The sequence below is a fragment of the Lewinella cohaerens DSM 23179 genome (assembly GCF_000379805.1).
In the GTDB taxonomy this organism is placed as follows: domain Bacteria; phylum Bacteroidota; class Bacteroidia; order Chitinophagales; family Saprospiraceae; genus Lewinella; species Lewinella cohaerens.
In genome coordinates, this window is the sequence record NZ_KB903598.1 from 51556 (window position 1) to 64892 (window position 13337).

General features: G+C 46.4%; 9 protein-coding genes. 1 reads left to right on the top strand and 8 read right to left on the bottom strand.

The genetic code is table 11. The features are described 5' to 3' along the window. Positions 1-70 precede the first annotated feature (70 nt). Complete coding sequence (locus tag A3EU_RS0125855) at positions 71-769, bottom strand: SIR2 family NAD-dependent protein deacylase (protein ID WP_020539090.1); 699 nt, start codon at positions 767-769, stop codon at positions 71-73. 86 nt (positions 770-855) lie between these two features. Continuing rightward, on the bottom strand, positions 856-2406 hold the full coding sequence (locus A3EU_RS0125860; protein WP_020539091.1) for a bifunctional ADP-dependent NAD(P)H-hydrate dehydratase/NAD(P)H-hydrate epimerase: 1551 nt from the start codon (positions 2404-2406) through the stop codon (positions 856-858). Between the two features lie 145 nt (positions 2407-2551). Between A3EU_RS0125860 and A3EU_RS0125865 the strand changes: the two genes are divergently transcribed. Next, positions 2552-4357 carry a hypothetical protein gene (locus A3EU_RS0125865; protein ID WP_020539092.1) on the top strand — a complete coding sequence of 602 codons (1806 nt, stop codon included), beginning with the start codon at positions 2552-2554 and terminating at the stop codon, positions 4355-4357. 99 nt (positions 4358-4456) lie between these two features. Here A3EU_RS0125865 and A3EU_RS35330 read toward each other — a convergent pair whose 3' ends face one another. The 6 genes from A3EU_RS35330 to A3EU_RS0125895 all read right to left on the bottom strand — a co-directional run bounded on the left by A3EU_RS35330 (position 4457) and on the right by A3EU_RS0125895 (position 13335). Continuing rightward, on the bottom strand, positions 4457-6073 hold the full coding sequence (locus A3EU_RS35330) for a M43 family zinc metalloprotease (RefSeq protein WP_020539093.1): 1617 nt from the start codon (positions 6071-6073) through the stop codon (positions 4457-4459). A gap of 108 nt (positions 6074-6181) precedes the next feature. Then, complete coding sequence (locus A3EU_RS0125875) at positions 6182-7567, bottom strand: hypothetical protein (RefSeq protein ID WP_020539094.1); 1386 nt, start codon at positions 7565-7567, stop codon at positions 6182-6184. A gap of 4 nt (positions 7568-7571) precedes the next feature. Further along, positions 7572-9215 (bottom strand): N-acyl-D-amino-acid deacylase family protein, encoded by a 1644-nt coding sequence (locus A3EU_RS0125880; protein WP_020539095.1) that lies wholly within the window; start codon positions 9213-9215, stop codon positions 7572-7574. A gap of 12 nt (positions 9216-9227) precedes the next feature. Continuing rightward, positions 9228-9971 carry a 4'-phosphopantetheinyl transferase family protein gene (locus tag A3EU_RS31935; RefSeq protein ID WP_020539096.1) on the bottom strand — a complete coding sequence of 248 codons (744 nt, stop codon included), beginning with the start codon at positions 9969-9971 and terminating at the stop codon, positions 9228-9230. Between the two features lie 7 nt (positions 9972-9978). After that, on the bottom strand, positions 9979-11316 hold the full coding sequence (locus tag A3EU_RS0125890) for a cytochrome P450 (protein WP_020539097.1): 1338 nt from the start codon (positions 11314-11316) through the stop codon (positions 9979-9981). A gap of 18 nt (positions 11317-11334) precedes the next feature. Beyond that, on the bottom strand, positions 11335-13335 hold the full coding sequence (locus tag A3EU_RS0125895) for a 3-oxoacyl-[acyl-carrier-protein] synthase III C-terminal domain-containing protein (protein WP_020539098.1): 2001 nt from the start codon (positions 13333-13335) through the stop codon (positions 11335-11337). Positions 13336-13337: the final 2 nt, after the last annotated feature.

Genomic DNA, 13337 nt, shown 5'->3' on the forward strand with positions numbered 1-13337 from the left:
GACTTTAAACAAGTGACTTGAATGGGCTCCGACGATTAATTTTGTTGGAGCTTGTTCTTTTTTAAGAAAGTTAGAGAAGCAACCGATCCACTAATTTTCGAACACCGGTGGTCGCGGGCTCCGCAATAACTTCCAAGTTACTCCGCTGTTGTAATTCGTAATTAATACTAGGTCTGGGGTCGATGTAGTAAATGTTAGCATCTCGAGGAGCATACCCCACCAATCCGGCAGCTGGATAAACTTGCATAGAGGTGCCTACAATAAGGATATGATGTGCGCCGTAAATTTCATCGACGGCATCTTCCAATGCAGGAACTGCTTCCCCGAACCAAACGATGTGAGGCCGCAGTTGATAACCTTTTTTACAGCGATCACCTAGCACACAATCCTCTTCCCAATCATAAATCAGGGTTTCATCACCTGTGCTCCGCACTTTTCGAAGCTCTCCGTGTAAGTGGATAATGTTGGTGCTTCCGGCCTGCTCGTGTAGGTTGTCTACATTTTGAGTGACAATAACAACATCGTACTGTGCTTCCAGCTCTTTTAGTGCAAGATGTCCTGCATTGGGGCTTACTGTTTTTAATTGTCGCCGCCGCTGGTTATAAAAATCAAGGACCAATTCCTTGTTCTTACGCCAGCCTTCGGGCGTGGCCACTTCCATTACATCGTGCCCTTCCCATAGCCCGTCTGCGTCGCGGAAGGTGTTGATGCCACTTTCGGCACTGATGCCTGCTCCGGTGAGGACAACTATTTTTTCTCTTTTACGCATGATAGGTTCTTTATATTGCGCAGAAAATAAAGTGCGATTTTTCTAAGTTTTTCAAATAGTTAAAACGCTTAAAATGAAGCATTTAGTCAACTATTGTGAAAAACAAAATCGCTTTTTATTTTCGTGCTGTTCCTTAGTTTAGCGAAAGCTTTACCGAGGTATTGAATAATATCTTCGGCAATGATACTTTCCATTTGTTGATCAGCTGCTGCCAGGTCACCGGCCAAACCATGTAAGCAAGCTCCTAATAAAGCGGCTTTTTCAGAGGTATATCCCTGCGCTAGAAGACCACAGATAATACCAGTTAACACATCACCTGCACCAGCAGTTCCCATTCCAGGGTTGCCAACCGTCAAAAAGAACATATGGCCTTCCGGGGTGGCAATCGCTGTATTTCCACCTTTAAGGAGAATGTAGCATTGTAGCTGTTGTGCTTTTTCCTGTAGTCGCTCCCACCTGCTAAAGCTATTTGCTGTTTGCCCGAAAAGGCGAGAAAATTCTTTAGGATGAGGCGTTAGGATACTATTTTTGGGTATTAATGTTTGCCAATCAGGATGCTCGCCCAGTATGTTTAGTGCATCAGCATCGAGTATTAGCGGTTGCGATGCTTTTTTTAGTAAAGACAACAATGCGGCTTGGGTGAGCGAGTTGGTCCCAAGGCCAGGCCCCACACCTATAGCAGCGTAGGCCCCGAGGTCAGGAGGGGTGGTGAATACTTCTTGATGCGGATCGGTTAAAACCATCGCTTCCGGAAAAGCGATCTGCATAATTTCGTAACCACAAACTGGCAAATAGGTAGTTACCAAGCCACAACCCGCCCGTAGTGCGGCCCTCGCACTGAGGATAGCGGCACCAACTTTGCCATAACTGCCCGCAATGATTAAACTGTGTCCAAAGGTGCCTTTATGGTCAAAACGACCTCTTCTTTTTAAAAAGCCAGTAGCAGCCTGAATGGGGAAGTAAGAGTAAGCAGTCGTTTGGGCTGCCATTGCTTGCTGGTGGAGTTGTATGTCAAGGACTGTCCATCGCCCTGTGTAAGGCGCATTTTCAGGAGCGAAAAAGGAAAGCTTTGGCAGTTGAAAAGTATAGGTGCGATCGGCTTTGAATATAATGCCTCCTGAAGAAGAATCAGCAAAAAGCCCGCTGGGGATATCAATCGCTACACGTCTGGCAGGACTTTCATTGAGGTGGGTGATCAATTGCCCCCAATAAGACGATATTGGGCGATTAAGGCCGGAGCCAAAAAGCCCGTCAATGATGACCTCAATATTGGCTAGGTCAGGTAGTTTTTCTCCTTCTGATAAAGTTTGAATGGGGACCCCTCGCTTTTTGTGCAGTCGTTTTAGGTTGGCTTGCTGGTCTTCGCTACTTTTTTCCAGGTTAATGACCAATACACTGACTTCATAGCTGGCTTCGTAGAGCATTCTGGCAATGGCCAGACCATCCCCTCCATTGTTGCCAGGGCCGCAGACGATGAGAATTTGCTGGTCTAGGTCGGTATGTTCTTTTTGGTACTGCTGGACGAAGGTACGGCTTGCTCTCTCCATTAAATCATAAGAAGAAATAGGCTCTAGCGAAATAGTTTGTTGATCAAGTGTGCGTATCTGGGCAGCTGAAAGAATTTTTATTGGTGGCATATTTCAAAATTATGAGAGAAGGTATTATTTTTTGCGCAATACTTACCATTCTCTTTGGATTCCTACCGTTGCGTAAAATAAACAATATACAAGTGTAGTTTTAGCAGTCATCTGGCTATTTTCGGCTTAGGACAAAATGAGTGATATGCTTTCCAGACAATTACGCTGTTTTTTATTGCTTTTAGTACTTGGTGTTTTTTTTGCGCCAGTCTTATCCGCGCAACGTATAGACCGTGCCCGTAGTAAGTTAAGAGACCATCGTACGGAAAGCTGGCCTCCGGAGAAAGTTTATTCCAGGGTGTCATTAGGACGCGCTCTCCAAGAGACCTTTCAGCGACATTATCAATATTGTGGATTTGAATCCGCTGAAGGGAGCAGAGATTACCTCCCCGCAGATATTAACCGTTTTCTGGGAAGCCGTGATTTACGTACCAAGGTTGAAGCAGCAGACCTCAGCGGTGGTGGGTTACTGCAATACATTTTCAATGAAGATGAAACGACCTTACCATTAAACGTGGTTCGGTTCCGTCCGGAATTTCGTTTGGAATTACCTGGAAGCACTACCTCTTTCGAGTTGTCTCCGGTAGATGAGTTTGATACGTTTATCCTTACGGAAAACTGTAGTGGTTACCTCAAGGCAGCGCTGGATGCAGGTGTGGAGCCTCCGTATGCTGCGTTTAAAGCAGCTTTGAGTACCGATGACCGCAAAGAATCAACAGTGTTGGCTATTGCCGGAACCTTCCTTAGCCCATTAGAAACAGCCCTGCGTGCTAAAGACGCCCGTACTACCAGCTTGATGTTGCGACTATGGGAGTTTTATCAAGAAAATCCTGAGTACATAGGGCAGGCTTATTACTTGCAATCTTTTGCTGGCGTAATGATTAAGCACACTGCTTCGGCAGAGGAGAGCCGCAGAATAGAGAATGAATTGGGGATGAATATTAACGCGCCTTTGGGGATAAAGGCCAATGCGCAAATGGATTGGGGGCGCAGCCGGAGGGCTAGTTTTTCGGGTACCGATTGGGAAACCATTGTATTTGCTGATTTCAACGAGCAATACAAGCGCCAGCAGTGGTATGCTCGCTTGCCAGATCCTACGGCAATTATTGCCTACTTTGGACAACTACAACCAGGGTTTGAGCGTCATGCTGACTTTCCTTTGCTAACGGAAGGTGTTGAGCATCGTCATTATTTAAAATTAGAAGGAATACCGGCGTCGCTGGCGCGCGGAGGTTGGGTCATAGAAGGCGTTTCTCCGGGAGTGTACAGTCAATCACCCCGCCTGGAAGCCCGTCCATATTCTGAAGATGGCAGGTTTGGCTGCCGATTTACAATTATTGGACAACCTGAGGCAGCTTTATTTACGGGGCCTTTAGCAGAACGCCCAGGAAAGCAAACCTTGTCGTACCGCATCCGAAGCTTACAGCAGATTGGCCCGAAAGCACTCTCGGTTACTGTTAAAGAGGAATTGCCTACCAGTGCTCATCCTGTAGTCCAGCTAGGAGAGGGACGGTTTGATTTATCTATCAAGGAAGATCGACGTTTTGCCCTGCAGTGGAAAGTACCACTTGAAGTGATTGATGACGAAAATCCCGTCGATTTTCTGGAGGTGCCCTATTTCAGTGAACTGGCCCTACGTGGTAGCAATCAACTTGACCCTTTAGAGGTTCAGGTGAAAGAGGTGATAACAGATGCTCGTCGACATGAATATGTGCTGGTCTTGGAAACGGTACAAACCTGGCCATTAGGAAGAATTAACGACCAAGAGATGAGAAGCTATCAGCTGAATTGTCAAGTACACCTACCTGCCGAGCGTTCTGAAGCGAGAATGCAGCGACCACTCAAAGGCGTTATTTCATTCCCCACGATCAACCCACCGCCGCCGCCCGTACCGGAAGTGGATTTGAGCCCTGTTCCGGTCATACAGGATGGAGGAGAGGACAAGCAGTAGCATAAGACTCAAATATGCTTACAGCCAAAAGTAAATACCCGAATTCTAGCTATTGCCAGAATTCGGGTAAGTATTAAGACTAATAAATTCTTGGTTTAATTATTCTACAATAAATTTAGTGGCTTCAAGCAATTCCCCTTCTCTGCTATGAAGCTGTAGGAAGTAAAGTCCAGCACTAAATGATTGTACATCAATTTCCACATTAGTATCACCATAAGTTACTTGCTGATTGGTGAGTACCCGCCCGGTGGCATCTATAACTGTAGCCCGGTAAGTGCCGTTAAGTTCGGTAACAGTCGCATTTCCGAATTCAATTAAGGTTCCTTCTGCGAGGTCAAAATCGAAGAAGATGCGATCCTGGGCAGGATTCGGGAATACTGATAAGCTGCTGTATTCACCACTTAGACGGTTGCTTTGACCAGCAACAAAACTAGCGACTGCTGATGTTGCACTGCCACTTGAGCAATTGGCAGTTACACGCCATTCGTAAGAGGCATTTCTTGTAAGCCCGGTAATCCGAACACTATTGGATGCAATAGCAAATGACTGCCAGCTTCCTCCCGTTGGACGAATTTCTAGAGTATAACCTGTTGCTGCACTAACAGCACTCCAGCTTAAGTCAGCTGCTTTGCCACCTTGAGCAGAAGAATAATTAAGGTTGTCAGGAGTATCACAGGAACCGGTAGGACAGGCATCACAGTCAGGTCCGCCACAATCGACTCCAGTCTCGTTTCCATTCTGAATACCATCATCACAGGTAGGGGTTGGTGGAGGAGGAGGAGTACCGCCACAAGCACCAGAAGACAATAAGCTTTCACGAGCTCCACCAGAGGCAAACAAGGCACGCATACGCGACTTTTGCCCGTTTGTGAACAAATTCATACAAGCATCATCGGAGTAGTCCATATAATTCTGAACCATGTCTGTAGAACTACAAGAAACGCTACCTAATGCACAACCGTAGTTGGCACCATCAGAATTTGGCGTATCTGAAACAAAATCATCAGCACTACAAGGGCCATCTCCCCAAATGTGACGTAGGTTAAGCCAGTGGCCTACTTCGTGAGTAGCAGTACGGCCCAAGTCAAAAGGAGCTGTTGCTGTTCCAATGGTGCCATAATAAGCGTAATCAATGACAACACCATCTGTAGAAGCAGGACCGCCAGGAAACTGAGCGTAACCCAAAATTCCATTGGAGATATCACCTACCCAAATATTCAGATAATCTCCAGAAGGCCAGGCGTCTTTACCACCTTTATTACTTTTCTTAATATCATCATTGGTGCGAAACGAACGCTTACCGGTAGATGTGCGTGTGATACCATTGGTTGCATTGCCAGAAGGGTCAATAGTGGCCATGCAGAATTCTATTTCAGCATCTGCCGCTTGTGACCACACATTGTCAGCATCTGAATTCATGCGCCGGAAATCGTCGTTTAGTACCTGTATTTGGCTAAGCACTTGAGCATCACTAATGTTTTCCGAGCTTGTGTTATAAACAACGTGGACTACAACCGGAATACTAATGACATTACGAGCGCCAGATTCTCCACTAAATCGTTCTGTGAAGTCCTCAATGGCTTGCATCCTGAGTTCAAGGGTTGGGTCTTGTTGCTTTTGATATTCGAGGTACTCCATCGCTCCACAGTTGCGCTGAGCGTTGAGGTTTAGTCCAAAAAGTAGTAAGAGTAAAAATGTTAGGTAACCGTTTTTCATACTAGTCAATTAAATGATGTAAAATAATATCTCAATAATTCACGAATGTATGGAATAATAAAGCGTGAAATGTCAGTTGGGTGATTTTTTATTTCAAGAAAAATGCTTTTAGGCTAGTTCGCCCCTGCTGCGTAGGTTTTTTTCTTCTGTTCGCCAATCCAGGTTAGCAACAGCTACCTCAGGTGCATAATGCTCTTTAAGTTCAGTGAGCAGTTGGGTGATGGCGTGCCGAACCTGGTTGTTTACCCGATCCCAATCTGCGGCAGAGATCAATTTGTTTTGCAACTGATTACTGTTGTCATTCCAACGGAATTGTAGTAATAGCAGGGTGTCACGAAAGTCAGTATCCTTGTCTTGTACAAAGTTGACGATGCGCTCGATGGCCAAGTCTACCCGCCCGTGAAGGAGCGCGTGCCTTACAGCTTCTTCGTCTTCATTATCCCAGTCGGGGTCAGGAATGGGCTGCTCACTAAAGTTGACCTTAGCGGTAGGGGCGTCATCTGTATTTACTTGAATGGCGCGGTCAAGCACAGCTACATCAAAGGGGCGTTCTCCATATCCGGGCACTTGAACTTTGGCGGTCACGCGCAAAAGGAGTGCGTAATGGCCAGGGCGGCGCGGCGTTACATCAAAACTCCACTCTGTAGGCATGAAAGGAAAGATGGGTTGCTCTTCATTATTGCGAGAAACAATGTCGAAGTTGTCGCCCTCTTGAGCCTCCACCAGTGCGACTTTCATGACAGAGGTGATTTTAATAGATTCTTTCGCTGCGGTCTCCCGTTCCTCTGGTTTAAGCCCTGCGAATAATTCGTCATTACTGATTTGTTCAGGAGCAATCCTTACCCGACAGCGACTGGGAGTAGCTATGGCCATCTGGTCTGGAATAGCGTAAAGAATCTTGCCTTTCTGGAAAGGGGAGGACACTTCAGGCGTTGGCGCAGGAGTAGGAACGGGAGAAGGTATCGATGGTGGTGGAGCAGGAGGAGGAGCGCCAGCACTCATTTCCTCCTCTTCCTCAGGGAATTCAAAAGAAGGTATTTCGTTGCTTACCTCAGTGTCTTTTGGTGTTCCTGTCCTTCGGGGTATGGGAACACTAGATTCAGGAGCTGAGCTCATGGGATTGCCGGGCAAGAGGTCTTTAAAAGCATCTATGACTTTGCTGAAAATGCCTCCTTTGGATTTTGATGGAGGGGAAGTTCTTGTAGGTGGACGAGATTGCTGTTGCTGCCCTTGCTGCTGTTGTTTGGGAAATAAACGAGTCACCATTTTCAGTAACTGGCTGATGCTCCAATTAAGCCGTTTTTGGTACTGTACTTGATTGAGTATACCTGAGCCGAATTCTTTTTCTGCTTTTTGGTACTCCGTTTTTATCTGTTTCAGCTCTTGACGTTCTTCCTTGTTGGGGAAAAGTTCGAAATAGTGTTCCAGCGCAGTAATGGCCTTCTCTATCTTGTTAGCCTCAAGTAAGTCTCGTATTTGTAGTAATGCTCTCATGGCTTTATTTGGTGCTTTTTCTTTTTAAATAACGACCTGAAAAGGTTCCTGTAGCTTCGCCATTTTGTAAAACCAACTGGCCGTTGACCCATACATTTTCTATGCCTTCGGCGTATTGGTGCGGGGCTTCGAAGGTAGCTTTATCTTGGGTCTTTTCAGGATCAAAAAGGACTAGGTCCGCAAAGTAGCCGCGTAGTATTTTTCCTCTGCGATCCAGGTGTAAATTCTCAGCGGGGAGGGCACTTAATCTGCGAATTCCTTCTTCTAGCGGAAACAGTCCTTCATCACGACTGTATTTTCCTAAAACCCGAATGAAGGAACCGTAAGCTCTTGGGTGAGTACTGGATGCCAGAAAGATGCCTTCGGCCGCATAAGAACCAGCATCGGAGCAGAAACTCATCCACGGCTGGACAATCTTTTTACGAATATTTTCCTCCGACATGGAGAAGTAGACCACCTGAATACGGCTTTGATCCTGAACCATTAAATTGATCATCGTTTCTTCGGCACTTTTGCCCCACTCATCTGCTACTTCGTTGAGGCGCTTGCCTTGGTACTGCCGGAGGTCAGGTTTTTTTAATCCTACCAGTAAGATGTTTTGAGGAGGATGGAAGAAATGGATGTCCTGTAGGATTTTAGCCTGCTGTGCTGGGTCGGCAAGTCTTTTCAGGGCTGCATCCACACCACCTTCTCTGACCCATTCAGGTAGTTGGGTGTGCAACCCAGTAGAGCTGGCAGGGTAAGTGTACATATCAGCGGTGATTTGGAGGCCTTCCTCGCGAGCGGCTTCTATCATCATAAAAACACTGTCAAGTTTGTACCAGTTGTGTTGCCCTGAAGCTTTGAGGTGATAGATTTCTGCGGGGATATTGGCTTCGCGAGCGATGGTGATGAGTTCTTCTACGGATTCCAGTAATTGGTCTCCTTCGTCGCGAATATGGGAGATGTAAATGCCGCCGTATTCGGCAGCGACCTTCGCCAATTCAATAAGCTCTTGGGTGTCCGCATACCGGCTGGGAGCATATAACAGGGAGGAGGATAAGCCCACGGCCCCTTCTTGCATGGCTATTGCCAAAAGCTTTTTCATGGCTTTCATTTCTGCTGGACTTGCAGGCCGGTTTTCATAGCCAATGACGTGTTGGCGAAGGGTGCCATTACCCACAAAGGAAGTGATGTTGGTAGAAACGCCTTTACGCTCCATGAACTGTAGGTATTCACCTAGCGTGGTCCAGCTGACGTCGTATTTGATATCGCTCTGATCGGCTTTCATTTCTGCTTTCATGTCATCATTCAAAGGCCCCATCGAGCGGCCTTCTCCCATTACTTCCAGCGTGACGCCCTGCTTGAGGTCACTCAGGGAGCGCCCATCCTCTATGAGCGAGACATTGGCCCAACTGAGCACATTGATAAAACCAGGGGCAAGCGCTTTGCCTTGAGCATCCACGATATTTTCGGCAGTACCTTCAATGTTACCCAAGGCAGCAATGGTATCACCTTTTATGGCAATAGACCCTAGGTAGGGTGCTTCTCCAGAGCCATCATAAATCATAGCATTGGTGATGAGCGTATCGTAATTAGGAGTGGGAGCAGAACAGCTGGCCAGCAATAACAAGCTAAACAGCGGCAGGAGGTTTTCTTTTGTTACCATTCTGAGCAGGGTTTAAAAACAAGATAAGGAAAGTTCAGCATTGTTTTTCTCTACTGTTACGGCGGCATGGTAGCCGGTGCCCGGGAATAAGTCTTGGTTAAACCAAATTGGATTTTTAAAAAGGTCGGAAGACAAAGTGATAGGCGACCAGCCTTGGCCACTCTGTTGAGAAACATCCACTTTTTCAAGTGGAAAAGAAACGCCCATGCCTGTAGCTTTAAGCAAGGCTTCTTTTCGGGCCCAGTATTGGAAGAATAAATGATACTTTTGATCTTTGGGTACGCTGTTAAGTACACTGATTTCAGCCAGGGAGAAAAAACGTTGAGCAATTTGATCAATGTCAATATTGTCCTTTTTTTTCTCGATATCAACGCCTACAGATTGGCCACGCGTGATAGCATAAAGGACGATTTTACCCGAGTGAGATAAATTGAAATTGAGGCCATCGGGGCCTGTTTCAGATGGAAGAAATGGTTTGCCGAAAGGTGTATAATCAAATTGAAGAACGTTTGGGGCACTTTCGAGATAAAACCCTAGAATTTGCCTTAGCATACCACGCCCGGCGATGTAGTGTGTTCTATCTTTTTCGAAATGAAACTTGTCGGCTCTTGCTAATTCATCATCAGAAAGCAAGGCTTGCAGTTTTTCTGTTTGTAAAGCAGTTGCGTCAAGCGCCGCTTTCCAGATGTGAACCTGATGGGAAGCGATTTTGAACTCGGGTTGAGCTTTGTTCCATTGTTGTTGACGACTATACATTTTGTTATTACATTCTACGTTTGATGTGCATCATCATCCCGTTTTTTGGGCGCAGGTTAAGAAGTTGTTCGGCCTCTACTTTATGATTGGGTGCCACTTGCGCGCGCCAGGATTGGGCAATGGATGAGAGCACCAGCACGCCCTCCAACCAAGCATAATGTTGGCCAATACAAGAACGCGGACCTACACTAAATGGGAAGTATTCGTACCGCGATTGCTGTCCACCCGAGCGCTCGTTCCATGCTACGGGATTAAATTGCTCAGGCTCGGGATGAAAACGTGCATCGTGATGAATGAGGTAGGGGCTTAACAGCACAATACTACCTGCTGGTACAATATAATCACCTACGGAAAAATCCTCAATGGCCTGCCGGGAGATAATGTAGATCGGAGGGTACAGCCGCATGGACTCTCCAAAGACCATTCTTGTATATTTTAGCCGAGGGTAGTCTTCCATGGTCGGCGTACGACCACCAAGAACCTGATCCAGTTCTTCGTGTAATTTTGCTTCTACTTCCGGGTTTTGCGAAAGAAGATACCATGTCCAGGTGAGGGCCAGTGAAGTGGTGTCAAATGCGGTCAGGAAAAGCGTGAGAGCTTCATCCCTGACTTGTTGGTCACTCATTCCGCCTTCTTCTGTCTGTGATTGGAGTAGTAAGGATAGGAGGTCACCATTATTTACGGGATTGCGCCGCCGTTCGTCAATGATATTGTAGATGGTTTCGTCGAGCTTGGCTTTGGCTTTGAAAAAGCGAATGGTTCCAGGAAGTGGCAGTTTGAGCAAGTACTCGGCAAAAGGGAGCGTTATTCTTCCGAATAACTTCATGACATCGTCCAACGACCGGTTGATTTCCTGTGCGTCTTTATGAAGATCTACATTGAACATGGTTTTGGCGGCAATTCCGGTGCTCATCCTCACCATTTCTTCCATCATGTCTACTTTCTTGCCATCTTCCCAATTGCTGACAAGGCGGCTCGCATAATCAGTGATGGGATCGGCATAGTAATTCATCATGTTGCGATGAAAGGCGGGCTGAATGATCCTGGAATTCCGTTTGTGAAAATCACCTTCACTGGTTAGAAGACCATCACCCAACAATTCCTTTACCATTTCCAAAGGGCGGCCTTTGATAAAATTACTGTGCTGGGTAGAGAGTACTTCTTTGATATAATCAGGATGATTAAGAAGTACGACGCGCAACGGCCCCATCCTGAAATGAGTAATATCACCGTATTCCTGCGCCATGTTTCTTAGAAAAGAAATACTGTCCCGCCGGAAATTGATTAGATTATTCAGCGGGAATTTGGACTTGGGGCCAGGAGGGAGTTTGGCGCTGTTTGCCATCTTAATAATTGCTTGTTTTTAAAAACGATAAATAGCACAGCCCGCCTGGATACCCGAGGCTACGGCAATGAGTAACCCAATATCACCGTCTTTGACCCATGCACGCTCATAAGCATGTGCCAATCCAAAAGGAATAGAAGATGAGAATAAATCCGGGCCTTCTCCCGCAATATCAACAAACTTTTCGCGCGGAAGCTGTAAGGCTTGACTTAGTCGAGTGATAAATACTGATGATATTTGGGGAGGGAAGATTCGGTCGATTTGCTGAAGGTCAAGTCCTTCTTGTTGTAGTATTTCTTTTACCATTGGTACAATAGCCGCAATGTATTTTTCTTCAAGGTCCGGCGTCTTATCAATTTGCAGGCGGGGGCTGATCTCTTTGGTGCAACAATAAGAAGTATAGTCTTCAATTTCTGCCGTTTGATAATGAAAGAGAAACTGGGAGAAGCCTTTGCTTTGTTCAGGATGAGCGTCCATAATAATGGCTGAAGCCGCTTCCCGAATATCTATGAGTTGATCAGGGAACAGGTCTGCATTGTTTTCACATTCCGCAGCGACAATCATGGCGGCTTTAGTACAGTCAGCGATAATCATTTGTTGCGCTAGATAACACGCGTTTAGAAAACCGATTGCACCGTTGAAAACATCAAAAGCCAGGGTTGTTTGCTCCTCTGCGTCTGATACGGTTGCGTTCATGTTCAGCCTCCCGGCGAGCAAGGCAGCAAGTGCTGGCTCCAATAAATATTCGTCGCGATAAACACCGCTATGGATGATAAGACCAATATCATTGGGCGAGTAGGCAGAAGGCATGATACAATTGGTGGCCGCACTGTGCAGTAATTCCAGTGAATCTTCGGCCTTGGTATCATCGGGTAGTTTTATACCCACCTGCTCAATTCGGATACCGGGAGCAGAAGAAGAGACACGCGGTTTCCATTTTTTCGGATTAGAGGTTTTAAGACCAGGTTTACCCTTCTCTTGAAACCGGTCTGGGAGGTCATCAAATGTGTATAGCGCTGTACCGATGGTGAGGCCCGATGCCGTGACGCAAAAGACTACTTTGTCGCCGGTTTTAATTCGTTGATTGAGGATGTGATCGGCTAAGGCAACGGTATGCGAGGTGGAAGCCGTGTTTCCACGTTGCTCCAAATTGTTGATCGTATTGTCATCGTGGAGAATTTTATCCTCCAGCAGATTGTTGATCTCTCTGCGGGCACTATTCATGGTCATGCGTGAAGTTTGGTGCATGATCAAGTGCTGGAACTGATCGGGTGGCCAACCTGCGCTATGCAATACCTCAAGGGCATTTTTTGCCCCGGCTTTTATGGCAACATCGGTCATGTTGACCGAGTCGGTGTGCATGATCCATCCCCCATGTTCGGATACTTTTGCAATGCAATAAGGACTGTATCGACCAAAAGTTCGCAGGTCTATTTTTTGAAAACCGGTTGTTTGATTGAGGCCTTTTTCCAGGAGAAGGGCAGCACCCGCATCGCCTAGGGTCAGGCAGGCTAGGCGGTCGTCCATAAAGTTCTCTATCTCTTTTTGAGCGGTTTGCGTAAGGTGGGTGATATATTCACCACTGACGATGATAGCTCGGCGGATAGCACCTGCATTCAGCAGATTGTCAACAAGGTGTATTGCCGTAAACATACCTGCACAAGCATTGGTAATATCAAAAGCGATAGCATGGTCAAATCCAAAATGCTTCCGGAGTTTGATCGAGGTGCTAGGCTCAAAAGAAACCATGTCAGGCCCGTCAAATCTGGATATGTTACAACAGATAAGGAGGTCGATATCGTTGGGGTGATATTTTGATTTTTCAAGGCAGTTCTCAATGGCTTTTTGTGCTAAGTCGAGTGAAAACTCTTCTTGGCCTGCCATACGCCGGGTTTTAATACCTGAAATTTTTTCGAGCGGAAACCGTATCGGTGTCGTACAATCCTGCAAGACCTCCGTAGTGGTAAATGACCGAGGAGGGAGATAAACGCCGATGCTCTCAATGATGGTGTTGGTCATGG